Raw genomic sequence first — 25,070 nt, 5'->3', positions numbered from 1 at the left:
ACCGCCGCTAGATTACAATGAGCTCGCCAGATAACGCACCGGCTTGTTTCAATGCTTCCAGGACAGCAATCATGTCGCTGGGAGCTGCCCCAATTTGATTCACTGCGCGAACCAAATCATTCAGCGTGGTTCCAGGCTCGAAAACAAACATACGGGCATCATCCTGATTGACGTCAATTATCGACTGGGGTGTAACAACAGTCTCTCCCTGACCAAAGGGGTTTGGCTGATCCACATTCACGTTCTCGGCAATGGTCACCTGCATGTTGCCGTGTGCAACGGCTGCAGGGCGCAGTTCAACGTTCTGACCAACCACAATAGTCCCTGTACGCGAGTTCACAATAATTTTCGCGGCCGCCGAGGCTTGTTGCACTTCCAGGTTTTCCAGTGTCGACATGTAGCTAACCCGCTGATTCATATCTCGAGGTGCCCTCACCCGCACGGAAGTCGCGTCTACCGCCTGTGCTGTGCCTTCACCAACTAAACCGTTGATGGTTTCTGCCATACGCTTGGCTGTCGTAAAGTCTGACTGGTGCAGGTTAAAGGTAAAGTAATCGGAAGAGCCAAAACCGGACAGAACCTCACGCTCAACGACGCCACCATTCGGAATTCGACCGACCGTCGGCGTGTTAATAACAATACGGGAACCATCATTACCTTCGGCGCCTAAGCCGCCCACAATTAGGCTGCCCTGCGCAACCGCATAAACTTCACCATTGGCACCTTTCAAAAAGGTTTGTAACAAAGTACCGCCGGTCAAACTGTCTGCGCTACCTACAGAAGAAACCGTCACATCAATCTTTTGACCTGGTTTAGCAAAAGCCGGTAAGTTGGCATGCACAGCAACGGCCGCCACATTATCAATTTTGGGTCGTTCATTAGCTGGAATATTAATGCCGAAATTACCCAGCATGGTGCGGAATGTCTGATCGGTAAACGGCGTCTGTTCACCCGTTCCCGGTAAACCGACTACCAGACCATAACCAATAAGTTGGTTGTCACGAATGCCCTGAACCGACGCAATATCTTTGATGCGTGAAGCCTGTACCGGAGCAACCAGCATTGACATCAGGCTGACCAAAAGTGCAATGAATTTAACCGTTCTCATGCCTTACTCCTTAGAATGGCCATACTGGGCTGTTGAAGAACCGAGTTAACCAACCCTGCTCCTGAACTTGCGCCAGACTGCCTGTACCCGAGTACTCTATGCGCGCGTTCGCCACGCGAGTGGATGGGATCTGGTTAGCTGCAGTAATATCCTGAGGCCGGATCATACCGGTTAAACGAATGTACTCGTCGCCGGTATTAATTCGCATCCACTTTTCACCCCGAACAATTAAATTACCGTTTGGCAGTACTTTTATAACCGTAACGGTAATCTCACCGTTAAGCTGATTACTCTGATCAGAGCTTCCGTCACCGCTGAAGTTTCTGGTGCCATTTACGCCTGCCGATAAAGGGTTACCGCCAACGGTAATATCACGCCCAAACATCGTTGGTGCGCCGAGTTCTGCCGAACTCTCTTTTGAGGTTTCAGTGGTTGCCGTTTTGCTGGCCGTTGTCTGTTCCTGTAGCGTCACAGTAATAATGTCGCCTAACCGCCGCGCTTTAATATCGGAATACAGGTTGTCTGCGTAAGCGTCCTGAAATAGAGAGCCTGTTGGTACAACGGGCTGGGCACGCTCTTCCGGTAATACGGGTGCGTAATATGGGTCATTTGGCATCGGTTTATGTGGCGTTTGCGCACACCCCGCCATGACCAACGCTGTTAAAGTAAAAAGTAAAAAACGCATAGACTCACCCGCTATTTATTCAATTAAAGCTGCTGATTCACATAGCTCAACATCTGGTCTACAGAAGAAATCACTTTTGAATTCATCTCGTAACCCCGTTGACTTTCAATCAGATTCACCAGCTCTTCAGTTACATTCACATTTGAGGTTTCCAGCGCGCCCTGAATGGTATTCCCCATTCCGTCAACACCGGGAACGGCTTCTAAAGGCGCACCACTTACGGCTGTCTCTTTATATAAATTCTGACCCATAGGTTGTAAGCCCGCCGGGTTAATAAAGTTAACCAGGTTAAGCTGCCCGACAACAACATTGTCCGGGTTGCCGGGTTGAGTAACCGTTACTTCACCTTCTTGCGAAATACTTACCGACATCGCGTCTTCAGGAATCTGGATAGCCGGCTCTATGGTATAACCGTTACCTGACGTTACCATTTCACCTTCTTCGTTCAGTGAAAACTGACCATTACGGGTATAGGAAATGTTTCCATCCGGCATCAACACCTGAAAGAAGCCTTTACCGTCAATCATCACATCCAGTGAGTTGTCCGTTGTCTGAACATTACCCTGGGTATGTGCTTTTTGCGTTGCAACTACTTTGGTACCGGCACCAAGCATCAAACCATTAGGTAGCTCAGTGTCCTGTGCGGACTGACCGCCTGGCTGATTAATGTTTTGGTACAGCAAATCTTCGAACACCGCCCGGCTTTTCTTAAAGCCAATCGTGCTGGAGTTCGCCAGGTTGTTGGAAATGACTGAAATATCGCGTTGCTGCGCATCCAGTCCGGTTTTACTTATCCATAATGCTGGGTTCATAGTGTTTCTCCTCGGGCTACGATTAGCTCATTCTCATCAGCGATTCTGAGCGCTGTGCGTTCTCATCGGCCGTCTTCATTAATTTGACGTTCATTTCGTACTGGCGCTGCAATGCGATCATATGTGTCATTTCTTCGACACTATTGACATTGCTCCCTTCCAGAGCGCCAATTTCCAGTTTCACGTTGGCATCCGCAAAAGCCTGTTGCCCGTCTTTTAGCTTAAACAGACCATCATTACCTTTTTCTATATTACCGTTCGGTGGGTTCACCAACTTAATCCGGTCAACCACCTCCATAGCATCCGCCGGCGCGCCCATTGGACGAATCGACACATTCCCGTTCGAGCCTATAACCAAATTATCAATCGGCATCGGCACAAAAATAGGGCCATTGTCACCCAATACCGTCTGACCATTGGAGTTTTTCAACATGCCATCGGTGCCAACTTCCAGACTGCCATTTCGGGTGTAACGCTCATTGCCATTACCGTCGTCGACCGCAATCCAGCCCTGGTCTTTAATCGCAACATCCATGTTACGTCCGGTCGCCTGTATTGCCCCACTGGCAAAGTTTTGCCCCGGGCTTTCTGTCATAGAAAACACACGAGTCGGCAAACCTTCACCAAAGGCCTGCATTGCCCTTGCCTGTTGTAAGTCGGCTTTAAATGCCGTGGTATTGGCGTTAGCTAAGTTATTGGCGCGTACGGCAACGGAGTTCATATTCTCCTTTGCGCCGCTCATCGCTACCCATAGCATCTTGTCCATAGCTGACCTCCAGCCAAAATTTTGTCATATGCGTTTGATAATGCAGATTTCATGCCAGAAACAAAAAAAGACGCCCGAAGGCGTCTTTTTAATCGACAGATAAAAGCGATTAACGAATCTGAAGAATGGTCTGATTAATGGTGTTATTAACTTCAAGCGAACGTGAGTTTGCCTGGAAGTTACGTTGCGCTGTAATTAAGTCAACCAACTCTTTGGTCAGGTTAACGTTTGAGTTTTCAAGCGCAGAAGCTTCAATACCACCAAAAGTACCGGTATTCGCTTCACCAGAAAGCGGCTCGCCCGAGTCAATGCTCTCACGCCACTTGGTACCACCAATTTGCGTCAGGCCTTGTTCATTAGCAAAGCGAACAATGGAAACCTGACCCAGGTACTGAACATCACCATTAGAGTAAGTTGCCGCAATTAAACCTGACTTATCAATATCCACGTTCGTTAAGCGTCCAACTGTGCTGCCATCCTGATCAAGGTTAGTCACCTCAAAATCTGAAGCAAACTGAGTAGGACTGGTAGTACCCGAAAGATCCTGGAAGTTAAACTGGACCGTTTGGGCATCTGCACCGTTGTTTAAATACGGGTCGCCCGCGGCGTTATTACCTGACAAGTCAATTGAACCGGGATCAAACGTCGTTTGTCCGGCTGGAACATCCGGCTCACCGTTTCCTAAAAAGGTTAGGCGTAACCCTGAGTTGCCATTAATTGAGGTATCAGGGGATGCTACCGCTGTTCCCGTCGGAGCTAAGTCGATTTCATCACCATCAAAAGTGGCGTAAACGTCCCATTGGTTATTATCCCGTTTCACATAGTAAGTCGATAATGTATGTGACTCACCTAATGAATCATAGATAGTTGCAGAAGTAGAGCTGTGATACGTACTTGGTGTATCAGGATCAAATGGGTTAGCAGCGCCATCTATCGGTGAGCGACGCGCATCAACGTTAAAAGCAGTAAAGACATTATCGGTATTTTGTGGTGCACCAGCTACATCCGGAATACGAATAGGTTGAGTCGTAGCCAAAGCCACCGATGATGCGGTACCACTGTTACGGTCAACTTGGTAGCCCTGTAGATAGTTACCTTGGTTATCAACGATGAACTTGTCATCGTTTAACTTAAAAGCACCTGAACGGGTATAAGTCATATCACGTGAGCCAAGGCCATCGGTAGTCGCAAAAAAGCCGTTACCTGAAATAGCCATATCCAACGAGTTTTCAGTGAAGTCCAGTGTTCCCTGGCTAAACTGCTGCGCCACCGACGAGGTTAAAACACCGTCACCCACTTTTGTGTTACCTGCGTTAAAAATGCTCGTCGCATAAACGTCCGCAAACTCTGCTCGGGACTGTTTAAAGCCCGTTGTTTTCACGTTTGAAATATTATTCGCGGTCGTATCCAGATCTTTCTGCGATGCGTTGATTCCGCTGAGTGCAATATTAAATGACATAAGTCACCTCACCTGTTAGCTAATTTCAGTCACATCAGAAAGCTTGATGCCACCTAATCCTTTAAGATTCAAAACCACACCGCGATCACCGCCGGTGCTGACACTTTGCACGCGAGCGTGCATCTGTATGGGTAATTCTTCAGTCTGGCCACCGACACTGGCATTTACCGAGAAGGAATAATTTCCAGCCGGGGCTTCCGAGCCGTCAGACATTGTTCCGTCCCACTCAAACTCTTTCGTGCCTTGAGGCATATCTCCCAAATTAATGGTTTTAACCAAGGCTCCGGTTGAGTCCTTAATATTAATTTTCACATTCTGGGCTGACTGCGGTGTTGCTATCATTCCCGTAACTCCAGCGCCTGACTCAAGGTTGGCCTGGTCTGTCGGCACCAGAACTTTGCGACCAACCATAGTTGAAGCCTGTAGCGCCTGATTTGAAGTCATATCATTTGCAAACTGGTCAAAGCGATCCGACAAGCCACTGATACCTTCCGCCATAGTAAAGCTGGTCATCTGAGCAATCATTTGATCATTCTCAACCGGCTTAGATGGGTCTTGCATATTCAACTGCTCGGTTAACAGCTTGAAGAAGTCTTCCTGCTCGAGTTTTTGCTGTTCATCCGGATCAGCATACTCGGCACCTTCATCCTTCTTCCACTTCATGCCATCGATGTAGGAATTATTGCTTACGCCTTCCATTTGTTATCTCCTGCTTACCCTTGACCCAGACGCAATAAACGCTGTGTCATTGTTTTGGCAGTGTCCGCTACCTGCACATTTGTCTGGTAGGAACGCGAAGCCGAAATCATATTTGCCATCTCTTCCATAGTGTTAACGTTAGGCCGATAGATGTAGCCACTCTCGTCAGCCATAGGATGATTTGGAGCATATTCAATTTGTAGTGGGTCCTGGCTTTCAACGATTCCCAAAACCTTAACGCCTGCGGCCTGTCCTGCCTGAGTCTGATTAGTCAGACTATTACCTTTATAATCCCCTCTGGCATCCGCTAAAGCCGTTGCGAAAACCGGGTTTCTCGCTCGGTAGGTTTCATCAATACTGCTACTTACCGAGTTGGCATTGGCCAGGTTACTTGCCGTTGTGTTCAGTCGTACTGACTGCGCACTCATGGCAGAACCGGTCACATTAAAAATATTAAACAGACTCATGACTTATTATCTCCCTTGTCCGCCCAAGGCTTTCTTCACGCCACTAATACGGCCGTCGAGAAAGTTCATGGTCATTTCATATTCCAGTGCATTTTGTGCATACAAGTTTTGTTCCAACTGCACATCAACGGTATTACCGTCACCGGTATCCGGCTGTGATGGAACTCGGAACTTCTCTGTACCCTGAGGTTTTATCTCAACGCTGAAGTGTTTTTCGTGGGTGCGTGCCATTTTATGGTTTTCCATACCACGCTGCGCTTGTTGCAACGCTTGCTGGAAGTCCAGACCTTTCGCTTTGTAGCCAGGGGTATCGGCATTGGCGATATTATTGGCAATAAGCTCCGCTCGCTGAGTACGTATACCCAGCGTGTGTTGCTGTATTCCCATAAGTTTATCCATGGAAAGTGCCATATTTTTGTCTCCACAGTGTTCGATGGTGAAGACAATGCAGGAAGCGTGCCAGTTTAATTACAAGAGGTTTCTAACAGGTATTCTCTGCGGCAGGTTATTTTCTTCTGTAAATAATGCCGGGCTGGCAGCGGATCATTTCAAAATCGTCGGTGAGTCCGGAAATAGACTCTGAGGCACCCAGGAAAAGATAGCCACCGGGGTTTAGTGATTGCCGAAATTGGGCAATAATTTTCCGCTTTACTTCCGGGGCAAAGTAAATAAGAACATTGCGGCAAAAAATTACGTCAAACTTACCCAACAAAGAATAGCTGTCCAATAAGTTCAGATGACGAAAGTGAATGAATTGCTTAAGTTCATCTTTTATTTTCATAGAACCAGGCTTACTTGCGGCGTCGGTGAAAAACTTTTTACGTCGCTCTGCTGACAAGCCGCGGGCCAAAGCAAGGCTGTCATATTCTCCGATGCCACACTGCTCCAGAACCTTATTCGAAATATCCGTAGCCGTTACCTTTATTCCGGCACGCAATGCGCCGGGACTCTTCGCCTTATACTCTAAATACGTCATCGCAATAGAATACGGCTCTTGTCCTGATGAACAGGCAGCCGACCATATTTTTAAAGGTCCGGAATGATTTTTATATTCGGGGAAGATTCGGTTACTCAGAATTTCGAACGGATAAGTGTCACGGAACCACAAAGTCTCGTTGGTGGTCATTGCGTCAATTACCGCAGCACGTAAGGCACGTTCACTAATTTTCATTGAACGTTTTACCAGTTCAGCTAAAGAGTCGACATTAAAACGCCCCATCAAAGGGCCTAAACGACTCTTCACCAGGTAGAGTTTGCTCTCACCCAGTACAATTCCGCACTGATGCTCCAGAAACTGACGAAATTCCTGATATTCCGATAAACTTAATTCGCGATTCAACACGTTATATAAACTACTTCCATTTCGGTTTTTGTTTCGTAGCCTGACGTTCACGCCAGGTCCGATATCTCACCTGACGTAAAACGTCAGTCTACAACCGTATTAAGCCATTTTTGAACAGCGGTCGCTAGTTCATCCGGATGAAATTTTGCAATAAAATCATCGGCTCCAACTTTCTTCACCATAGCCTGATTAAAGACGCCACTCAATGATGTATGCAAAATAACGTGAACATCACGCAAATTTGGATCAGCCTTAATTTCGGCGGTTAAGGTATACCCATCCATTACCGGCATCTCAACGTCAGAAACTAATACCGGAACATGAGGATGCACAAGCCCCCCAACCTCTTTGGACTTCTCTTTTAAATAGTCTAAAGCTTCTTTACCGTTCTTCTTAACCTCTAACGAAATTCCTAAAGACTGCAACGCTCGTTTAATCTGATTACGGGCAACTGAAGAGTCATCAGTAATTAAGATGGTTAAATCTTCTTTTGCCACGTTGATTGGCGCATTGGCAACATCGTCGCTGACGTCCATATTGGTTGGCATAATGTCAGCAAGGATTCGCTCAACATCGATAATCTCAACCAGCTCATCCTCAATTTGAGTAACGGCTGTTAAGTAAGCGCCCCTGCCTGTGCCTTTCGGCGGTGGCATGACATCTTCCCAGTTAATATTAATAATGCGGTCAACTCCACCCACCAGGAACCCCTGAATGGTTCGGTTGTACTCCGCAATAATTACAAAGCGATTTTCAATACCGGTTAACTCGGGCCCACCAGTCGCCATACTTAAGTCAATAATGGAAATAGCCTGCCCCCGAATGTGCGCAACACCTCGAATAAGAGGGTTTCGCCGAGGCATAGCGGTCAGTTTAGGACAAGGCAGAACTTCACGCACCTTAAATACGTTAATGCCAAACCGCTGCCTGCCATTAAGGTTAAACATTAAAAGCTCCAGCCGGTTTTGTCCGACCATTTGTGTGCGTTGATTCACTGAATCAAGAATACTGGCCATTATTCACTCCTGTTATATGGCAGGGGACCTCTACTTCGGCACGGTACTTGCTTACATCAACAACAACCATACTGAAACCATCGAACTGCCGAACTTTTGACGTTATACCGTTTTTTTCGGCACTCGACCAGAGAACCTTAACGAATAACATCAGGAATTTTTATGATAGTACGTAAATCGCTACTGATCAGTTCGCTTTTTATTTTTGCTGCAGTGTTTACCGGTATAGACTCGGCTAACGCGGATGAAACCAGTAAAAAGCAGAACCTGCGCTTTGACTACAAAGCTTTACAGGAGTTGGCTCACAATTACGTAGAGCAAAGAGTATCAGCCCCTGATAACGGACGCGTGGAAGTTGTTGCGAATAACCTTGACCCTCGCATGACGCCAAAAGTCTGCCCACAACAGCCGAAAGTCGATTTAGCCAATAACGCGACTTTAGACAGTTACACGACAATTGAAATCGAGTGCACTGCAGCCGCTCACTGGCGAACTTACGTGCCTGTCCGTATATATCATTATAAAAATGTCGTTACAGCTGCTTCTCCAATGTCGCCGGGGCAAATGATAAGCGAGAGTGACTTAGTTTATTCTGAAATTGACCTTAACCGTGTGCGCTCCAATGTATTCACCGACATAACAGCTTTAGTGGGCGCTCGCATTAAAAAGCGCATTAGCGCAGGGCAAGCAATAAGCGCCAGCGACACCTGTCTTGTATGTGAGGGCCAAAGCGTTACAATAGTAGCTCAGGATAAAACATTGCGAATTACTGCTGCCGGAAGGGCATTGGCTGATGGCCTTAAAGGTGAATCTGTGGTTGTTGAAAACGCACGGTCGAACAAATCGGTACAGGCTGTTGTCACAGGATTAAATGAAGTGACCGTCAATTTATAAAATTGTTAAAATATTTACTTAAGTTTTTTTGAGTACGGTCGATAAGTAACCGAGAGACTTTATCTAGCGAGGCTAAACACAATGCCAATTAATATTAACAATGCCGGGCTGAAAAATGCCAACATTGACAGCAAATCCAGTAATCGCCAAGTGCAGAACGATGCTCCGGGCAAGCCTGCATCGGTTTCGCAAAAAGGCGGAGAAGCCGTTTCTTTAACAAGTGAAGCGCAGCAACTGGGTGGTTTACAAGAAAAAGCCATGAACAGCAGCGGAATTGATCAAGCCAAAGTTGACAAGATCAAAGCGGATATTGAAAGCGGTTCATACAAAATAAATGTTGAGCAGTTAGCGAATAAACTGGCTCAATTTGAATCTGACTTGTTCAGTAACGGCAATAACGAATAATGACCGTGTTGGCGCCTGTCAATGAGCTCCTTCAGGAAATGGCGGACTCGCTAGATACCCTTGCGTTGTTACAGCAACGTGAGCTAAACGCCATAGTTGACCGCCAACACGCTGATGTAAATGCCATTACAGAAGCAAAAGAAAAAGCCCTGGCCAGAGTTAATCAACTCGACCAACAGCTTGCCGAACACCCCGATAAAGAACAGCTCAAAGATGATCCCAATTTGGCCGAAGCCGTTGCCGCAATAAAAAGCACCCTGAGTAACGTCCAGCACCAAAGCCAGGTCAACGAGCAGGTGGTACAGTCAACATTGAATAGTATCGACCAGTTGAAACAAACCATTTTACAGTCTGCACGAAAAGACAGCCTCACCTACGATAGTAAAGGCAAAATCCGCTAAAGATTTCTGCCATTCAGCCGTTACAACCATAAGTACTTTGTTCTATCAGAGGTCGTTATGGCTAAGCATCTACTTTCTTTCGCGTTACTCGCATCTGCACTGCTATTAAGCGGATGTAGTGCTTACAACAACTTAGCGTATGATCAAAAACACGTTGAGTGGGAAACTCAGACCCCGGATGAATTCCCGGTTCTGAATGCGGTTGGTTACGCTCCTATCGAAACTCAGCAAGGCGAAAACGCTCAGCTAAAAGATCTGAACGCTATGCGTGCCTCCAAACTTGCGGCCTATCGCGAGCTGGCCGAACAAGTGTATGGTCAACGTATTGCCGGTGGTAGTTCAGTTGAAGACTGGGCGTTAAACCAGGACAGCTTTCAGGCTTCCGTTGACGGTGTTATTCGTGGTGCCGAAGTGGTAAAAACCTACACGGTTGGCGATTATTACGCGACTGAACTACGTCTGGATTTTGAGAAAGTACATCGCCTGTATCAGAGTACAAACCGCCAGCAAAAAGTGAAGCGCGTTGTTTATTACTAGGTTCTGATTTCCTCTTTCAACATGGCAGGGTTTTTGCAGCTAATTCCAATAGCAAAGTAACGACTAAAAACTGACACTTGGGATGCATAACACCATGAACTGGAAAACCCTGCTGCTGATCACTTCTGTTTTCTTTATCGCTATGCCGAGCGAAGCACGTTGGGTAGAAGCCCAGGGTACCGCCCGCATTATAAACGGCGATACCGATGCAGCACGTCAAAAAGCTATAGAAAATGCGCTGCAACAAGCGCTTCTCACTTCTGGCGGAAATATCTCCAGTATTCAACAAGTGGTTGACGGCGTATTACGAAACACTGAAACCCAATGGAGCAGTCAGGGTAACGTGGACCAAGTCACTATTGTTCGCGAAGAAGTTCGTGATGACCGCGTTATTGTCCTGCTGCGAGCTGACATCTGGAACCGCGAAGGCGACTGCACTCGAAGCAGTTACAAAAACTCCGTTACTATCGTCCCGTTTGAATTGCGCGATCGCGCCCATGGAACCTGGGGACAAATCTGGGAAATTGGAGAAGTTGCCGCAGAGCGTTTAGCGCGTGAGCTTGGCGGTGTCGGCAGCCAACTACATATTTCTCATACCTTGCAGCGACACGCGGGGCTTGGGCAAGCACTGAATGGCCTTAACCTGGAAGAGCTGGGCCGCATGGCTCGTAGCCTCGGTTTAGCCAACGACAGTCAGTTTGTTGTCTTTGGTATGTTTGACGACTTAGCCATGATGGACACCAGCTCTAACTGGTTCTGGTCCAGCGATCCAAACCGCCACTACGCCTTAACGCTTTACCTGCTGGATGCGACAACCGGACAACTGGTTACCCGCGCACGAGTCGAAGACACTCAGCCCTGGACTTTTGATCGCAACATCGATGTTGATGTTGCCACAGCACAGTTTTGGAACGAGCCCTTCGGTGCCGCACTAGACAGCGGCTTGCGCGATTTAGCCTCTGGTGTGAAAGAGCAGGTAGTTTGCAAACCGGTACGAGCCAGAATTATTGCCGTCGATGAAAAAACGCTTCAGTTTAATTTGGGTGAAAAACACGGCGTAAGCCCGGGCGATAAGCTTAAAGTTGTTCAGCCCAGTCACTTTACCGATGATCAGGGCCGTTACCGTCAGAAATGGCAGGTGAGTGAATTTGAGGTGGAAGTTTCCCAAGTGCAGCAATCTACGGCTATTGCTAAGCTGACTAAAGGAAATATGTTACATAATATTCAGGTGAACGACTGGGTGGTGCCGGTTAACTGAGGGTGAAACCCGCGACAGCTTCTGGCATAATCGCGGGCACGTCCTCGTAGCTCAGCTGGATAGAGCATTCGCCTCCTAAGTGAAAGGTCGCAGGTTCGACTCCTGCCGGGGACGCAAACTGTTTCTTACCGTCTGCCGTAACACCTCGTCATCCCAGGGTTTATCTAAAAACCGATACACTTCACTTTCATTAATTGCCTGAGTTAAAGCATCCTCGTTTCTATAAGCAGTCAGTACAATACGGGCGGCGTCGGGGTACATATTTCGCACGTTCGACAGAAACTCTAAGCCTTGCATATTCCTCATCCGTTGGTCAGAAATCACAACATCCACCGGCTCATGCGCCAATATATTAAAAGCCTCTTCAGCATTAGACGCCGTAAAAATATGGTAGCCGTCTCTTCTCAGCAGGCGCTGAAGCGACTTCAGGACATTTTCTTCATCATCAACAATGAGAACAGCCTGACGCTCGTGCTCTTTGAGTTTCTCATTGATGTTACTACGGTAGTCTTGCAGAAAGCTCAGTACTTGCTCTTTGGCCATTGGCTTCGCGAGCAAAAAGCCTTGCATCGCATCACAGTGGCATCGACGTAAGTATTCTTGTTGCGCGCTGGTTTCAACCCCTTCGGCTAATACTTCCAGTCCCAGATGATGGGCCATAGAAATGATCCCTTCAATAATCGCCGAGTCATGGCTGTTTGAAACCATGTCATTGACAAAGCTACGATCAATTTTTAGCAGGTTCACGGGTAAGTTTTTTAGGTAACTTAAACTTGAGTAGCCTGTGCCGAAATCATCCAACGCCACTTTAACACCCAGCTCAGAAAGCTCATGGAGTTTACTAATGGCCAGCTCGGGGTTCCGCATAAAGACAGATTCCGTAATTTCCAGCACCAGCTGTGCCGGCTTAATTCCGGTTTCTGTAATGACCTCCCGCACCGTATCAACAAACTCAGACCGCAAAATATGAACCGTAGAGATATTCACAGACACCGTAGTAAGTGTACTTCTCTTGGCAGCCAGCAGAAGAAAGTCTTTACAGGCCTGCCGTAAAATCCAACCACTCAAAGGGACAATTTGACCCGTATTCTCTGCAACTTCGATAAAATCATCGGGTGAGACCATGCCCAGCTCCGGATGATTCCAGCGGATCAACGCTTCCACCCCCGTAACTTCGCCATTAGAAAGGTAAAACTGTGGTTGATAAAACAACTCAAATTCTTGCTTCTCGATACCAGCCTGCAAAGAGTTTCGTATCTTAAGGTTCTTAGAAACCTGGTTATCGAGCTTCTGATCAAACCATTGATAACTTCCATTTCCAAAACGCTTGGCTTCGTACATCGCGATATCCGCCTGCTGTACCAGCTTAAGCGGGTCTTCATTGTAGCTGTTGGTTATTGCAAGCCCCGCCGTTGCCGACAGGTGCAGCTCACTGTCATCAATCATAAACGGACTTTGCATCGCCTTAATTAAACGCTCGGCGACTACCACAGCGTCACTTGAGTGACTCAGCTCAGGCAAAACAGCAACAAACTCGTCGCCATCCATGCGGGCTAAAGTATCGCCGGGCCGAAGGCACTCGTTCAATCTCTCGGCAGCTGCCTGCAGCAGCTTGTCGCCAATTGTGTGACCCAAAGTATCATTAATTGGTTTAAACCCATCGAGACCAATAAAAACAACCGCCAACTCAACGTCGTTACGTCGGCACAAGGTTAGGCTTTGTTGCAGTCTATCAGCTAACAGAACTCGGTTAGGCAAGCCGGTTAAAGTGTCGTGGTTAGCAAAAAAGGCCACTTTCTGTTCAAGCTCAATACGGTTGGTTATATCCTCAAAATGCACTAACCGAACCGGCTGCCCCTGCCAGTATGTCTGAATGCTATAGTGTCGCACTCGTTTTTGCTTACCATCAGCTAAATTGAGAGTGGCTTCATGACTAAAGGCATAGTTGCTACTGTACTCTAAAGGCAACTTGCGTCCGCGGAGCTCTGCGTTGCTTTGCAAAAGAAGTTTCTCTGCCGCAGGGTTCGCATACATAATCACTCGGTTGTGATCGGCTAAAACAACCGGTTGCAAGCTGTCTTCCAGCAAGTATTCGAAAGTCAGCTGACTGTCTAATAAGTCTCGCTGGTAGTTACGCCGTTCCAATGTGTAATAAATGCTTTTCTTTAAAGCCAACGGCGTGACTTCGGATTTTTCCAGGTAATCTTCTGCACCTAACTGAATGGCTCTTTTACTCAGGTCATCCGTACCCTGCCCGGTCAGAAAAATAACCGGAGTCTCTACATGGTTCTCTCGCAAGCACTCAATAATTGCTTGTCCGTCATCTGCTCCAAGGTGAAAGTCACACAGAATGACATCGAAGTCTTCTTGCTGAACTTTTTCTATAGCTTCTTGCTTCGACTTCACCCAGCTAAGCTGGTATTCAGGCGCGCCTTTTAATAACAAATCACGAGTCAAAATGTAATCGTCTGCGTCATCTTCTATCAGCAGAATATTCAGTGCTTCCGTTACGGATAAATTCATAATCATTCCAGCAAAAGTTACTTCGGTAAAACGAGCTTAAAGGTCGTCCCCTGGCCAATATGGCTTGTTAAACTGACTTCTCCGTTATGTAGATCGATAATTTTCTTAACAATAGCTAACCCCATTCCCGTTCCGGGTACCTCACTACGAGAATGCAGCCTCTTGAACGGACGGAAAACCGATTGATGGTAAGTTGCTTCAATACCAATACCGTTATCTGAACACGCAATAGTGACTCTATCGGCACTTGTTGCTGTAGAATATAGCTCTATTTTTAACTTTCTATCTTTTCTGGCGTATTTTATTGCGTTGGTCAATAAATTATCGAACACCCGCGCAAGTAATTTAGCATCAGCGGTTAGCCTATGCCTAAGGTTTATTTCGACCTGAGCCCCCATAGCTGAAAGCTTTGCTTGATGCTCCTCCAACACCTGACTGGCAATATCATTCAAATCAACAGGTTCCAGTTTTAAAGAGTCCCGGCCTAGTTTTGCCAGCTCAAGTATTTCTGCAATGAGTTGCTGCATACGACGAGATGCTGAAACCATTCGCTCCAGATAATCCCTCTCTTGCTCTTTTAATTCCGACTGCTTTAACAGCTCACCAAAACTCACAATTTTTCTTAAAGGTTCCTGCAGGTCATGCGAGGCGACGGCCGCAAAATTTTGTAACTCGTCGTTGACCTGCTCCAGCTCACTGTAGGTTTTCTTAATTGAGGTAATATCTTGCGCTATACCGAAAACACCAACAACTTTACCGTCTTCATGCATTGGGATATTACTGACGCTTAAATTAAGCCGTTCACCTGAGCGTCTCTGTATAACTGTTTCATAATGCATTGGCTCACCCTTCAGTGCTTTATCGAAAAACAATGCAACACGAGGCAGCTCATTTGACGCAAGAACATTCTCATAATGCTGACCAACCACTTTATCTTTCTCTCTTTCCAGAAAATTTTCACCTGATTTGTTCAAGTCGGTAAAACGACCGGATAAATCTAATGAAAAAGCGGCATTGGGGTTATGATCAAACAGCGAGCGATAATGTTGCTCTGAACGATGGAGTTCTTCCAACGCTTTGTCTCGCTGAGAGGTCAGCTGATGGAAGTTCAAAATAACATCCCGGCAAATATACAGCATGGTCAAAATGAGAAAATGCCCTACCAAGATAACGCCGGGGACAGAGTCCTGCAAAACACTGGCACCATGCAAAGTCTGGTTTAGCGCATAAAACCACCAAATGCTCGCAAGGATATAAAGTAACAGCATTATCCATAACCAGTTTCCGTCTTTGCGCAAGTTGTTAGAAACCGTGAAAAAGGGCAGGAAAATGAGTCCAACTCCGGTTATAGCGGCTAAAAAACCGGGAAACACGTATAAATCTGTCTGAAAAGCAAAATACAGTTGCCAGCCACTTAACAGAAAACAGAACCCGGCTATTATCCAGCAAATAACCCGTTGACGATGAATAAAAAGACGAAGCCGCCGAAAGTAAGAAAACACAACACCAGCGACGCCGACGCCAGCAGCCAATAAAGCATCGGTTAATGACATACGAAAGCTAACGCTGACCAGACCCACGCTAATAACGAAGCAGCCAATACTCCCCCATAACCAGCACGCCAGAGTCAAAGAACGCCAGTAACTGCGGGCAACCATCGGTAACCAATTATATTCCATGCTCATCCTCGGAGTTATTTGCCGGGACGGGGAAAGCCAAATAAATTCGGGTTCCCTCTCCTAATTCGCTGGAGATCCTTAAGCTCCCACCAAGACTTTTCATAATGCTGTAACTAATTGACAAACCAAGGCCAGTACCCTCGCCCTCAGGCTTAGTGGTATAAAAAGGCTCAATTGCTTTTCTGGCGGTTTCTTCATTCATACCACAACCATTGTCTTCAATAATCACTTCGACTTGGCCACTGTGACATTTGGTCGTTATGCGGATAACGCCAAAACGCTCAATTGCATCTGCTGCATTTAACAGGACATTCATTAAAACCTGGTTGACCTTAGCCGGGTCACAGTAGACAAGCGGTAAATCCGGCAGATAGTTTCGGCTTATATCAACTTTACGCCGAAGCTCACCGCTCATTACCCGTAAGGTTGTATCAATCTGCTTATGAATGTCACACCAGTCCTGTAACCCCGAGCTTCGGGTGAACTGGGTAAGTGCTCGGGTAATCTGAGTAATTCGCTGTATGCCTTCATTGGTTTCATTGAGCAGTGACAGTAAATCTTTCTCCAAAAAAGCCAAATCAACGGACTCTTTCTGTGCAGCGCTAATATTCTGGTTTTTATGGATGAAATCTAATAGCTTCTGACTGTATTGGCTTAAAGTATTCAAGTTTGAACGTATATACCCCACCGGGTTATTGATTTCATGCGCAATACCTGCGGCTAATTGACCCAGTGCGGCCAGCTTTTCCGTTTGCAAAAGCTCTGAACTCACCGACTCCATTTTACTCAGCAACTCAGACTTGAGGGCACGTTGCTGAAGTAACTCTTGTTCCCGACGTTCAAGTTCCTGATTAATTTCTTGGGTCTGATCTCGTTCGCGGATCAGCTGGCGTTCCAATATTAAATGCCTGTCTGCCGGCATTAGAATAAGAGAAAAGCATTTTTTATCATCAACAACTGCATTTGCAACGAACATTCGGGGACCGTCCGCCGTTTTTAAATAAAGCGTCACTTGTTCGCAGTCGTTTCCCTGCCTTAAATTAGGTTCAATTGCTGAAAGAAAATAAAGCCTGGATGCAGGTGTTAGTAACTCACCCAAAGGTTTTCCAACGATTTCCTTAGGAGCTAACTGAAGACACAGGCAAAGGCGATCGCTCACCTCTGTAACAAGAAGCTGTTCAAGTTCGCATTCCAGCGCCAAAACCGGCCATTTTTCCTTTCCATAGTCAGCCATTTCCATTTTACCGTTTAAACAAATTCACTAATGTACTGCGCCACAAGTTTTGGGGCACTCAGTTGTGGGTAATGCCCACGAGCATCCATAACCACAAGCTTAGCTAAAGGCAGTATTTCTGCCATGTACTCGGATACTTTTAACGGCACAACAATATCAGCCTTAGCTTGCAAAATAAGCACCGGGCATTTTAGTTTGGGTAAGGTGTCTCTTACATCTGAATAGAAAGTTGCTTTCGCAAAGTTGCGCGTTAACTGAGCGTCGCCGGCAGTAAAATAGTTTTCCAGAGTTTCAGCTAATTGGGGGGTATCACTATTCTCCATAACCTTAGGGCTCATATATTCGGCCCACTGAAAAAAGTTTTGCTCCATTAAAACCATTAATTCATCAACATCACTACGACTAAAGCCACTTTCATAAGAGGGCAAGTCATGAATATAGCGTGGTGAAGGATTTAGCATGACTATTTTTGATACTTTATTGACAAGCTCGGGATACGCCAGAGACGCAATGCTCCCACTGACGGAGTGCGCAACTAAAGTAATATCGGTTAAGCCAAGCGTTTGAACGACTTCGGTGAGATCTTGCGCATAGCCTTTCAGTGAGTCATAACGTTTACTGATGTAATTACTAAAATCCGATTCACCACAGCCTACATAGTCGAAAGTCACTACCTTATAACTGTTCGGAAGTGCTTCAATGACCGGCTCCCAAATACGCTGCTCACAACCAAAACCATGAGCGAAAAGTAATGCTTTACTTCCTTCGCCGCGGATCCGGACGTTATTCCGTATTGCTATCTGCCGCCGGTCCATACTTTTTACAATCTCTTAACATACAATGTAAGGTTTGATAGCAAAGTTTAACGAGTAAGGCAAGATAAGTCTGGAGCCTGAGGTTAATTGCGAAAAGGGATTTTCAGAAGTCCCCAAAGTTTCGTCGTAATACTCGCATCTCTATATTCTTTTAAACCAATATCGACTTGATCAGAACCCGCCTTAGGCTTTGAAGTAAAACTGCCAAACAGATGATCCCACCAACTGACACTAAACCCGTAGTTGCTGTTGGTCTCTTCTTTTTCAACACTGTGGTGGATACGATGTAACTCCTGGGTGATCAGAACTTTACGCGCAGCTCGCTCCAGAGGCGTCGGCAACGCAACATTGCCATGGTTAAACAAAGAACAGGCGTTGAGAATAATTTCGAATACAATAACAGCCAGTGCCGGTGCACCCAGCACAAGAATGGCAGAAGCCTTGATAAAAAAGCTGAGAACAATTTCTGCGGGGTGAAAACGCAAACCGGTGGTTACATCAAAATCAGGATCGGCATGGTGCACCCGGTGCATACGCCATAACACAGGAATACGGTGAAACAGCCGATGCTGCCAATAAAGAACAATATCCAGCGCTACAAGGCTAACCAGAACAACAAACCAAAACGGGAGTTCATTGCCGGCAGTGCTGCTTAAATAATGAAACAGCCCCCACTCTTGTTCTGATGCCCACAAAGCAATACCTGTGAGACCGACAGGTGCGATAACTCGCAGCAGTACGGTATCAACCGCAACAATAGCCAGATTAGCAGGCCAACGCTGTTTACGGCTGTAGCGCGGCTTTCGCTTTGGCGCGAGAAACTCCCATAAAACCATAACCAGTAAGACACCAATAAAAACGCTTAGACGCCAGATAGTTTCAGACATTATGCTCCTCCGCCGCTACGGGCTGCTTTAATGTCCGATAACCAGCAACAATACGCGTTATTGCGGTAATCCAGCATGCGGCAGCAAACACGTAAGCCAGCACTGAAAAGTGTTGGGGCCACAGACAAAACGCCACAAAAGCCATAATGGTTTCAAAGCCTTCGGTTAAGCCGCCCATATAGTGCAACGACTTATTCGGGTAGTCCGGGTTTTCAATGCCACGTTTACCGGCCACACTGGCAAAAGCTAAGAAAGTCGCGCCGGTTCCCATAAAGGTAACAAGCAAAACCCCGGCGGCTATGGCGTTTTGTTCTGGCACAGCCAGTAAAAAACCAAACACCACCGCACTGTAAAAAATAAAATCCAGCACGATATCAATATAGCCACCGGCATCGGTTAATTGCGTACGTCTTGCCACCGCCCCGTCTAAACCGTCAGATACCCGGTTCACTAAAATTGCGACCAGTGCCAGTTCATAATAATGGAAAGCCAGTAAAGGAACCGCCAGTAAACCAATGAAAAAGCCAGCAACGGTGACCTGATCAGCACTGATTCCGGCGCGTACTAAGAGTCTCGCTGGTATATCCAGAACTTTGCGGGTAACAGGGAGTATTTTAGGGTCAAACATTAACGCTTTCTCCTCTCATCTCAATCACTCGCCCGCAGGCATCGGCAATATCATGAGTCACCAGTAAAGTTGGAATTTCCCTTTCCTGTAATAGTGCAAAAGTCCACTGTCTGACGTCTTCACGCAGGCCTGCGTCTAACGATGAAAAGGGCTCGTCCAGTAACATAGCTTGCGGCTCTGCCAGCAATGAACACAGTAAAGCAACGCGGGCATACTGTCCTCCACTTAAGCTGTCGGGGTAAACGGCCCATTTATCGTCAAGACCCAAGGTTTTCAGCATGGTTAAGGCGCGTTCTTTCTGTTCAATGCGGTGCAAATTAGAGCGCGGTTTTTGAGCAAACAGGCAGTTCTCTTCAATCGTCAAATGGGGAAATAAGCCACCTTTTTGAAACATCATGCCTAGCTTACGCTGCGCAATAGGCTTACCGCTGATGCCCTCTCCATTTAAGCTTAACTGTCCCTGAATACGAAAGTTAACCAGAGGTTCTCCCAAAACCCAGCGTAATAAAGTTGACTTACCGACGCCACTGGGGCCCATTAATGTCACGACTTCACCTTTTCCAACGGTTAATTCATCCAGCTGAAATAAAAACTCTGCCTGATCGTCTCTCAGCAGCTCAATTTTAAGATCACGAATGTTCAGCATAACTTCCCTTCCTGATACCCCCTACAGCGATAAAGACCAATAAAGGCAATAACATCTGCAGCAGTGCGTAAAGGCTGCCTATACGCCAGTCTCCGCCACTGGCCACACTCACCGCTTCGGTGGTTAAAGTAGGCGTAATTCCTTGCCCCAACCATTGAGTTGGCAAGTACTGAGCAATACTGACTGAGAACGCAACAGCAAAAGCAATGGCAACCGGTTGTTTTAGCATTGGCAGCATAACTCTCCACCAGGCTGCCCGTGCCGAGTAACCAAGGCTTTGTGCCCGAATCAACCATTGTTCGTTAAAGCTGGTATAAGCGCCATGTAAGACTAAATAAGCATAAGGCAAAGTATATACGGCATGAGACCAGAACACCCACCAAAGCTGCCAACCTTCAGTTAACTGTTGGCCAAGCACTCGTTGCCAGCCTAATACCAATGGCACCTGCGGAATTAACAAAGCAATAAGAACCGGCCAGTAAAATGAATTAACCGCTTTTTGTCTCTGCCTTTGCAGTAAAACCATTGCGGCTATAGTTCCGGTAGTTGCGCTGAGTAACGCCAGCCAAAAACTGTGAACCGTTGGTTCCAGCAGGTAACTCCACTCCGTTTGCCAGCGCTCAGGACTCAAAGCAGCCGGCCATAAATCCGGATAAAACCAGCTTGAGGCTAGGCTTTGTAACGCTAAAACAGCAATAACGCCAAACGAGAAAAGGCCTAAAAAGCCCCACGCATAGCGGCTGGCCTTGTCCGAATTAAATCGCTCTGGCGTGCCCGCGCTTTTCCCCAGTACTAAACGGTGATAAAGAACAGAATGCTTTGAATTCATTAAGAGTAAAAACAAAGCCATTGCTAACAGAACCCAGGCACCTGTCATTGCTTTTATCTGACTATCGGCTGCAAACTGAAAGGTCCACTCGTAAACTCGCTGAGCCAGTACGGCAGGCGTGTTACTACCAACCAATAAAGGGATATCAACCACAGACAATGAGTAAATGATCACTGCGGCCATAGGAAGTGTCATCCGGCGCAATAATTCCGGCGTAACAATACGCCACCAGGCCTGGCGTTCGCTATAACCATAGCTCTGCGCCTGGACAAGCCAGGACTTAACCGGTAATTGTTTTAACTGAGCCGATATCATCAACAACAAAAACGGCAGCTCTTTTAAAGTCAGTACAATTATAACGGTCACTAAGGACTTTTCCGGTAAAGGCCAGCCAGCCGGCGGCGCAGGGAAAACCCCGCTGACAGCTTCGACCAGACGTATGAGCCAGCCCGACGGACTCATTAACAGCATAAGCCCAACAGCAAAAGCCACGTGCGGAATAGACAATAAAGGTGACAGTAACTGTTGTAAGCGTGGTTTACGGAGTATGCCCGGCGCCATCCAAAGTGCCAGATAGCAAGCCGCAAAAGGCGCCACAACCGCAATAACAAAGCTTGATAGTATCGACTCGTAGTCCAATATGAGTTCGCTGAATGCCGCTAAACTAACCCCGGTTTTTGCATCAAGTGATGTTAACAGCAGGAAAAGCACACCGCTGCCGACTGGCAGAATAATCAGCAGTAACCAGACCGCTATTGATAACGCGCGGACCATTCCCGCTCCAGATAATTCTGCCAGCTGGCATGAAAGTCATCGGTAGGTTCGAGTAACGCAGAGCTTTTATCACCTTTTTGCGTGCGTTTTAAAACGGAAGGATCGCCCCAGCGGTTGGTATCGGCTTTTCTTTGCTGCGCCTTTTCAGACAACAGGAACTCGATGACCGCCTTTGCAGCTTCGGCATTATTCGAACTGACCGGAATGGCCAGATAATGGTTATTGGTTATGGCTTCATCTGACAACGTATGGCGCTCAACACCGGCCGGCAATCGCCCATGATTAACTAAGGTTTGATAATCATTAGGGTTAAAACTGACCGCCATTAACAACTGCCCATTCGCCAGATAAGAAATTTGTTCTCCGGCTGACGACGGAAAATTTTCACCCTGCTGCCACAATAGTGGATGCAGTTTGTCTAAATAGCGCCATAAAGGCTTAGTCCATTCATTCGCATCAACTTTGCTTACTGGCTGCTGAAAAACTTCACGCTGTTGCGGATACAATGACAACAGCAATGACTTTAAGAAGGTGGTGCCATGAAAGTCCGGCGGCTTAGGGTAGCTGATACGACCTTTATTTTCCCACGCAGCGTTCAGTAATGCTTCTGCACTCACTGCTTTTTGGCTGAAAAGCCCGGGCCGACTAATAAGGTTAAACTGCCCGACACCCCAGGGCACTTCCAGTCCTTCAACCGGTTCACCAAAATCGCTCTGCCAGTTAAGTTCAGGGCTGACGTTATTTAACGCTTTAATTTCATCGGCAATGGGACGTAAGGCTCCGGCTTTTTTCAGTGCGTGAAAGTTTTCACCGTTTATCCAGATAATGTCGGCATTGGAGCGTCCATCAATTAATTGCTTAACCACCTCTGAGGCATCGGCCACTTTATTGTGGCGAAGTTGAATACCTTCAGCCTTTAGCTCTTTCTGAGCCCAACGTAAGTAACTGTTTACTTCCGATGAGCCACCCCAGGCATAAAAGTTCACCTCATTCGCTTTCAACGGTGAGGTGGCAAAAAGTGTCACAAACAATAAACTGATGGCTGCTATAAAACGCATGTTAACTCCGGCGCCAGCGATGAAACTTCTCAACCCATGTTAGCAGCTTCTGCGGGGCGTTGGCGCGCTTCCACTCTCCGGCAACGTATTTATTGGCTTCTGAGAGTGTCGGATAACTGTGTATGGTACCCAATATTTTATTCAGACCAATACCATGTTTCATTGCCAGCACATACTCCGCCAGCAGCTCTCCGGCCTGCGGCCCAACAATATTCACACCCAACAGTTCGTCTTTACCGAGTTTGGTCAGAACTTTCACCCGACCAAAAGCATTGTCATCGGCAATAGCACGGTCCAAATCGCCAATATCGTATTCAGTCACCTCGTACGCCTTACCTGCTTTCTCGGCCTGCTGCTCAGTTAGGCCCACATTGGCTACCTGCGGCGAAGTATAAGTTACCCAAGGGATAACAGAATAGTCAGCACGGAATGTCTTAAAGGGGTCAAATAACGCGTTTACTGAAGCATACCAGGCCTGATGCGATGCCACATGGGTGAACTGGTAAGGCCCGGCAACATCACCACAGGCGTATATGTTTGGAAAGTTAGTCTGAAGCAGTTCATTGGTACTGACTGTTTTATTGGTCTGTACCCCCAGCTCCTCTAATCCAAAGCCGGAGATATTAGGTTGCCGACCCAATGCAATAATCACTTTGTCGAACGGCAACTGAGTTTCTTGCCCATCATGCTCAGCAATTAGAACCGATTCGCCATCGTGTTGCTCGAATCGCAGGGCCTTATGGTTCAATTTAATATCAATACCTTCAGCACTTAAACGCTCACTCAACAGACTGGCTGTGTCGTTGTCTTCCGGACCCATAAGCCGATCAGCCATTTCCACCTGAATGACCTGCGAACCTAAACGCTGAAACGCTTGTGACAACTCACAACCAATGGGACCGCCACCCAGTACCAATAAGCGTTTAGGCAGCTCTTCTAACTCCCATAATGTATCCGAGGTTAAGTAATCAACTTTATCCAAGCCTTCAAAGCTGGGTACTAATGGCTTTGCTCCGGTTGCAATAATAATACTGCGGGTGGTGATGCGCTTTGTTTCCCCGTTACTTGTTACATCGACTTCCCAGGGCGAAACAATACGAGCCTCCCCCTGCTCAACATTGACACCCAGCTTGGTATAACGCTCAACCGAGTCGTGCGGTTCAATGTCCTTAATGACCGACTGTACCTGCTGCATCACTTGTTTAAAATCGACCGACACCTTTCCAACACTCACTCCAACGCGAGAGGCATTGCGTGCATTGTGAGCAAGCTCCGCTACGTGTAACAAAGCCTTGGAGGGCACACATCCGGTATTGAGACAGTCGCCGCCCATTTTATGCTTTTCTATTAACGTAACCTTTGCTTTTACCGCTGACGCTATGTAAGCACTGACTAACCCGGCTGAACCGGCACCTATAACCACCAGGTTATTGTCAAAAGACTTGGGCTTTTTATAACCTTTAAATGCCTTACGGCGTTTCAAAAAGGCCAGTACAGCTTTAGCAATTAGCGGGAATATTCCCAGTAAGACAAAGGCACCAATTAAGTCCGCAGAAACAACATCCCCCAGACTGGATATTTGAGCCAGCTGGGTTCCTGCATTAACGTACACAGCGGTACCCAGTAACATGCCCACCTGACTGACCCAGTAAAAAGTCCACGCCTTTATTTTGGTCAGGCCCATAACCAGGTTAATAACGAAAAACGGGAACAGCGGAACCAGACGCAGACTCAGTAAGTAGAACGCGCCGTCTCGCTCCATGCCGCGGTTAATAGCTGTTAGGCGATCACCGAATTTTTCCTGCACCCAGTCATGCAGAATAAAGCGGGCGCTTAAAAAAGCCAGAAAGGCACCAAAGGACGCTGCAAAACTTGCCAGAAGCAAACCCCAGCCGAGCCCGAATATAGCGCCGGCCCCCAAAGTTAGAATGGTTGCGCCAGGCAAAGATAAGGCCGTAGTCACTACATAAATAACAAAATAAACTGCAAAGACAGTAAAGGGGTAATCAACGAAAAGCTGATTTAGCTGCTGTTGCTTTTCTTTTAAAACATCAAGCGATAAATACTGTGTCAGGTCGAACGCAAATGCACTGACAAACAGCGTAATAATAACGAGTAATAGCAACAGCTTCTTGGCTGACATAAAGC

At 46.8% G+C, this 25,070-nt stretch carries 25 protein-coding genes and 1 tRNA gene; 6 read left to right on the top strand and 20 right to left on the bottom strand.

All coding sequences use genetic code 11. The features are described 5' to 3' along the window. Positions 1-7: 7 nt before the first annotated feature. From K5X84_RS03370 to K5X84_RS03325, 10 genes are all read right to left on the bottom strand, one after another. On the bottom strand, positions 8-1,108 hold the full coding sequence (locus K5X84_RS03370) for a flagellar basal body P-ring protein FlgI (protein ID WP_222236673.1): 1,101 nt from the start codon (positions 1,106-1,108) through the stop codon (positions 8-10). Between the two features lie 10 nt (positions 1,109-1,118). Beyond that, positions 1,119-1,793 (bottom strand): flagellar basal body L-ring protein FlgH, encoded by a 675-nt coding sequence (gene flgH / locus K5X84_RS03365; RefSeq protein ID WP_054486739.1) that lies wholly within the window; start codon positions 1,791-1,793, stop codon positions 1,119-1,121. 23 nt (positions 1,794-1,816) lie between these two features. Beyond that, positions 1,817-2,605 (bottom strand): flagellar basal-body rod protein FlgG, encoded by a 789-nt coding sequence (gene flgG / locus K5X84_RS03360; RefSeq protein ID WP_054486737.1) that lies wholly within the window; start codon positions 2,603-2,605, stop codon positions 1,817-1,819. Between the two features lie 22 nt (positions 2,606-2,627). Next, entirely contained in the window at positions 2,628-3,371 is a 744-nt protein-coding gene (locus K5X84_RS03355; protein WP_222236672.1) for a flagellar basal body rod protein FlgF, read from the bottom strand. 109 nt (positions 3,372-3,480) lie between these two features. Continuing rightward, positions 3,481-4,830 carry a flagellar hook protein FlgE gene (flgE, locus tag K5X84_RS03350; protein ID WP_222236671.1) on the bottom strand — a complete coding sequence of 450 codons (1,350 nt, stop codon included), beginning with the start codon at positions 4,828-4,830 and terminating at the stop codon, positions 3,481-3,483. Positions 4,831-4,845: 15 nt separating this feature from the next. Next, a complete protein-coding gene (gene flgD, locus K5X84_RS03345; RefSeq protein ID WP_222236670.1) occupies positions 4,846-5,529 on the bottom strand; it encodes a flagellar hook assembly protein FlgD in 684 nt (227 codons plus the stop codon). Between the two features lie 14 nt (positions 5,530-5,543). After that, complete coding sequence (gene flgC / locus K5X84_RS03340) at positions 5,544-5,996, bottom strand: flagellar basal body rod protein FlgC (protein WP_199493125.1); 453 nt, start codon at positions 5,994-5,996, stop codon at positions 5,544-5,546. A 6-nt stretch (positions 5,997-6,002) separates the two neighbouring features. Continuing rightward, positions 6,003-6,407, bottom strand: coding sequence for a flagellar basal body rod protein FlgB (gene flgB, locus K5X84_RS03335; protein ID WP_054486727.1), 405 nt, complete (start codon positions 6,405-6,407; stop codon positions 6,003-6,005). Between the two features lie 94 nt (positions 6,408-6,501). Then, the gene (locus tag K5X84_RS03330) at positions 6,502-7,338 is read right to left on the bottom strand and encodes a CheR family methyltransferase (protein WP_054486725.1); all 837 of its coding nucleotides are present in this window, start codon (positions 7,336-7,338) and stop codon (positions 6,502-6,504) included. Between the two features lie 83 nt (positions 7,339-7,421). Further along, the gene (locus K5X84_RS03325) at positions 7,422-8,354 is read right to left on the bottom strand and encodes a chemotaxis protein CheV (protein WP_222236669.1); all 933 of its coding nucleotides are present in this window, start codon (positions 8,352-8,354) and stop codon (positions 7,422-7,424) included. A gap of 162 nt (positions 8,355-8,516) precedes the next feature. Here K5X84_RS03325 and flgA point away from each other — a divergent pair, with 162 nt between their 5' ends. From flgA to K5X84_RS03295, 6 genes are all read left to right on the top strand, one after another. Further along, on the top strand, positions 8,517-9,248 hold the full coding sequence (flgA, locus tag K5X84_RS03320; RefSeq protein ID WP_222236668.1) for a flagellar basal body P-ring formation chaperone FlgA: 732 nt from the start codon (positions 8,517-8,519) through the stop codon (positions 9,246-9,248). Positions 9,249-9,329: 81 nt separating this feature from the next. Further along, on the top strand, positions 9,330-9,653 hold the full coding sequence (gene flgM, locus K5X84_RS03315; RefSeq protein ID WP_199493131.1) for a flagellar biosynthesis anti-sigma factor FlgM: 324 nt from the start codon (positions 9,330-9,332) through the stop codon (positions 9,651-9,653). Positions 9,654-9,691: 38 nt separating this feature from the next. Then, the gene (gene flgN, locus K5X84_RS03310) at positions 9,692-10,054 is read left to right on the top strand and encodes a flagellar export chaperone FlgN (protein WP_244994820.1); all 363 of its coding nucleotides are present in this window, start codon (positions 9,692-9,694) and stop codon (positions 10,052-10,054) included. 57 nt (positions 10,055-10,111) lie between these two features. Continuing rightward, positions 10,112-10,591, top strand: a complete 480-nt coding sequence (locus tag K5X84_RS03305; RefSeq protein ID WP_222236667.1) for an LPP20 family lipoprotein — start codon at positions 10,112-10,114, stop codon at positions 10,589-10,591. A 94-nt stretch (positions 10,592-10,685) separates the two neighbouring features. After that, complete coding sequence (locus K5X84_RS03300; protein ID WP_199493135.1) at positions 10,686-11,849, top strand: flagellar assembly protein FlgT; 1,164 nt, start codon at positions 10,686-10,688, stop codon at positions 11,847-11,849. 40 nt (positions 11,850-11,889) lie between these two features. Further along, positions 11,890-11,963, top strand: a tRNA-Arg gene (locus K5X84_RS03295). Here the strand turns inward: K5X84_RS03295 and K5X84_RS12570 are convergent. The 10 genes from K5X84_RS12570 to K5X84_RS03235 form a co-directional block, all read right to left on the bottom strand. After that, positions 11,925-14,372 carry an EAL domain-containing protein gene (locus K5X84_RS12570; protein ID WP_054491209.1) on the bottom strand — a complete coding sequence of 816 codons (2,448 nt, stop codon included), beginning with the start codon at positions 14,370-14,372 and terminating at the stop codon, positions 11,925-11,927. The two genes, K5X84_RS03295 and K5X84_RS12570, sit on opposite strands and share 39 nt — an antisense overlap. A 17-nt stretch (positions 14,373-14,389) precedes the next feature. Beyond that, positions 14,390-16,051: a sensor histidine kinase gene (locus K5X84_RS03275; protein ID WP_222236666.1), complete on the bottom strand. Its 1,662-nt coding sequence runs from the start codon at positions 16,049-16,051 to the stop codon at positions 14,390-14,392. After that, positions 16,041-17,285 (bottom strand): sensor histidine kinase, encoded by a 1,245-nt coding sequence (locus K5X84_RS03270; RefSeq protein WP_222236665.1) that lies wholly within the window; start codon positions 17,283-17,285, stop codon positions 16,041-16,043. Before K5X84_RS03270 ends, K5X84_RS03275 begins: the two co-directional genes overlap by 11 nt. Before the next feature lie 14 nt (positions 17,286-17,299). Next, on the bottom strand, positions 17,300-18,100 hold the full coding sequence (locus K5X84_RS03265) for an alpha/beta fold hydrolase (RefSeq protein WP_199493140.1): 801 nt from the start codon (positions 18,098-18,100) through the stop codon (positions 17,300-17,302). A gap of 83 nt (positions 18,101-18,183) precedes the next feature. Continuing rightward, positions 18,184-18,987, bottom strand: a complete 804-nt coding sequence (locus tag K5X84_RS03260) for a sterol desaturase family protein (protein WP_222236664.1) — start codon at positions 18,985-18,987, stop codon at positions 18,184-18,186. Continuing rightward, a complete protein-coding gene (locus K5X84_RS03255; RefSeq protein ID WP_222236663.1) occupies positions 18,980-19,615 on the bottom strand; it encodes a CDP-alcohol phosphatidyltransferase family protein in 636 nt (211 codons plus the stop codon). Before K5X84_RS03255 ends, K5X84_RS03260 begins: the two co-directional genes overlap by 8 nt. Further along, positions 19,608-20,261, bottom strand: a complete 654-nt coding sequence (locus K5X84_RS03250) for an ATP-binding cassette domain-containing protein (RefSeq protein WP_222236662.1) — start codon at positions 20,259-20,261, stop codon at positions 19,608-19,610. Before K5X84_RS03250 ends, K5X84_RS03255 begins: the two co-directional genes overlap by 8 nt. Next, on the bottom strand, positions 20,245-21,864 hold the full coding sequence (locus tag K5X84_RS03245) for an ABC transporter permease subunit (RefSeq protein WP_222236661.1): 1,620 nt from the start codon (positions 21,862-21,864) through the stop codon (positions 20,245-20,247). The genes K5X84_RS03250 and K5X84_RS03245 overlap by 17 nt, the downstream gene beginning before the upstream one ends. Beyond that, complete coding sequence (locus tag K5X84_RS03240) at positions 21,843-22,922, bottom strand: ABC transporter substrate-binding protein (RefSeq protein WP_222236660.1); 1,080 nt, start codon at positions 22,920-22,922, stop codon at positions 21,843-21,845. The genes K5X84_RS03245 and K5X84_RS03240 overlap by 22 nt, the downstream gene beginning before the upstream one ends. 1 nt (position 22,923) lies before the next feature. Then, the gene (locus tag K5X84_RS03235; protein WP_222236659.1) at positions 22,924-25,065 is read right to left on the bottom strand and encodes an FAD-dependent oxidoreductase; all 2,142 of its coding nucleotides are present in this window, start codon (positions 25,063-25,065) and stop codon (positions 22,924-22,926) included. Between the last annotated feature and the right edge of the window lie 5 nt (positions 25,066-25,070).

It is taken from the genome of Idiomarina abyssalis (assembly GCF_019797805.1).
Taxonomy (GTDB): domain Bacteria; phylum Pseudomonadota; class Gammaproteobacteria; order Enterobacterales; family Alteromonadaceae; genus Idiomarina; species Idiomarina abyssalis.
Note: the sequence above shows the minus strand (reverse complement) of the source record. Positions and strands in the feature narration are given on the sequence as shown.

Excerpts from the sequence above, each read along its gene's own strand:
- K5X84_RS03240 (WP_222236660.1), bottom strand. The coding sequence starts at position 22,922 with ATGCGTTTTATAGCAGCCATCAGTTTATTGTTTGTGACACTTTTTGCC.
- K5X84_RS03250 (WP_222236662.1), bottom strand. The coding sequence starts at position 20,261 with ATGCTGAACATTCGTGATCTTAAAATTGAGCTGCTGAGAGACGATCAG.
- flgA (WP_222236668.1), top strand. The coding sequence starts at position 8,517 with ATGATAGTACGTAAATCGCTACTGATCAGTTCGCTTTTTATTTTTGCT.
- K5X84_RS12570 (WP_054491209.1), bottom strand. The coding sequence starts at position 14,372 with ATGAATTTATCCGTAACGGAAGCACTGAATATTCTGCTGATAGAAGAT.
- flgN (WP_244994820.1), top strand. The coding sequence starts at position 9,692 with ATGGCGGACTCGCTAGATACCCTTGCGTTGTTACAGCAACGTGAGCTA.
- flgC (WP_199493125.1), bottom strand. The coding sequence starts at position 5,996 with ATGAGTCTGTTTAATATTTTTAATGTGACCGGTTCTGCCATGAGTGCG.
- K5X84_RS03260 (WP_222236664.1), bottom strand. The coding sequence starts at position 18,987 with ATGTCTGAAACTATCTGGCGTCTAAGCGTTTTTATTGGTGTCTTACTG.
- flgH (WP_054486739.1), bottom strand. The coding sequence starts at position 1,793 with ATGCGTTTTTTACTTTTTACTTTAACAGCGTTGGTCATGGCGGGGTGT.
- K5X84_RS03265 (WP_199493140.1), bottom strand. The coding sequence starts at position 18,100 with ATGGACCGGCGGCAGATAGCAATACGGAATAACGTCCGGATCCGCGGC.
- K5X84_RS03270 (WP_222236665.1), bottom strand. The coding sequence starts at position 17,285 with ATGGCTGACTATGGAAAGGAAAAATGGCCGGTTTTGGCGCTGGAATGC.
- flgG (WP_054486737.1), bottom strand. The coding sequence starts at position 2,605 with ATGAACCCAGCATTATGGATAAGTAAAACCGGACTGGATGCGCAGCAA.
- K5X84_RS03275 (WP_222236666.1), bottom strand. The coding sequence starts at position 16,051 with ATGGAATATAATTGGTTACCGATGGTTGCCCGCAGTTACTGGCGTTCT.
- flgM (WP_199493131.1), top strand. The coding sequence starts at position 9,330 with ATGCCAATTAATATTAACAATGCCGGGCTGAAAAATGCCAACATTGAC.
- K5X84_RS03355 (WP_222236672.1), bottom strand. The coding sequence starts at position 3,371 with ATGGACAAGATGCTATGGGTAGCGATGAGCGGCGCAAAGGAGAATATG.
- K5X84_RS03305 (WP_222236667.1), top strand. The coding sequence starts at position 10,112 with ATGGCTAAGCATCTACTTTCTTTCGCGTTACTCGCATCTGCACTGCTA.
- K5X84_RS03300 (WP_199493135.1), top strand. The coding sequence starts at position 10,686 with ATGAACTGGAAAACCCTGCTGCTGATCACTTCTGTTTTCTTTATCGCT.
- K5X84_RS03325 (WP_222236669.1), bottom strand. The coding sequence starts at position 8,354 with ATGGCCAGTATTCTTGATTCAGTGAATCAACGCACACAAATGGTCGGA.
- flgD (WP_222236670.1), bottom strand. The coding sequence starts at position 5,529 with ATGGAAGGCGTAAGCAATAATTCCTACATCGATGGCATGAAGTGGAAG.
- K5X84_RS03245 (WP_222236661.1), bottom strand. The coding sequence starts at position 21,864 with ATGGTCCGCGCGTTATCAATAGCGGTCTGGTTACTGCTGATTATTCTG.
- K5X84_RS03235 (WP_222236659.1), bottom strand. The coding sequence starts at position 25,065 with ATGTCAGCCAAGAAGCTGTTGCTATTACTCGTTATTATTACGCTGTTT.
- flgE (WP_222236671.1), bottom strand. The coding sequence starts at position 4,830 with ATGTCATTTAATATTGCACTCAGCGGAATCAACGCATCGCAGAAAGAT.
- K5X84_RS03255 (WP_222236663.1), bottom strand. The coding sequence starts at position 19,615 with ATGTTTGACCCTAAAATACTCCCTGTTACCCGCAAAGTTCTGGATATA.
- flgB (WP_054486727.1), bottom strand. The coding sequence starts at position 6,407 with ATGGCACTTTCCATGGATAAACTTATGGGAATACAGCAACACACGCTG.
- K5X84_RS03370 (WP_222236673.1), bottom strand. The coding sequence starts at position 1,108 with ATGAGAACGGTTAAATTCATTGCACTTTTGGTCAGCCTGATGTCAATG.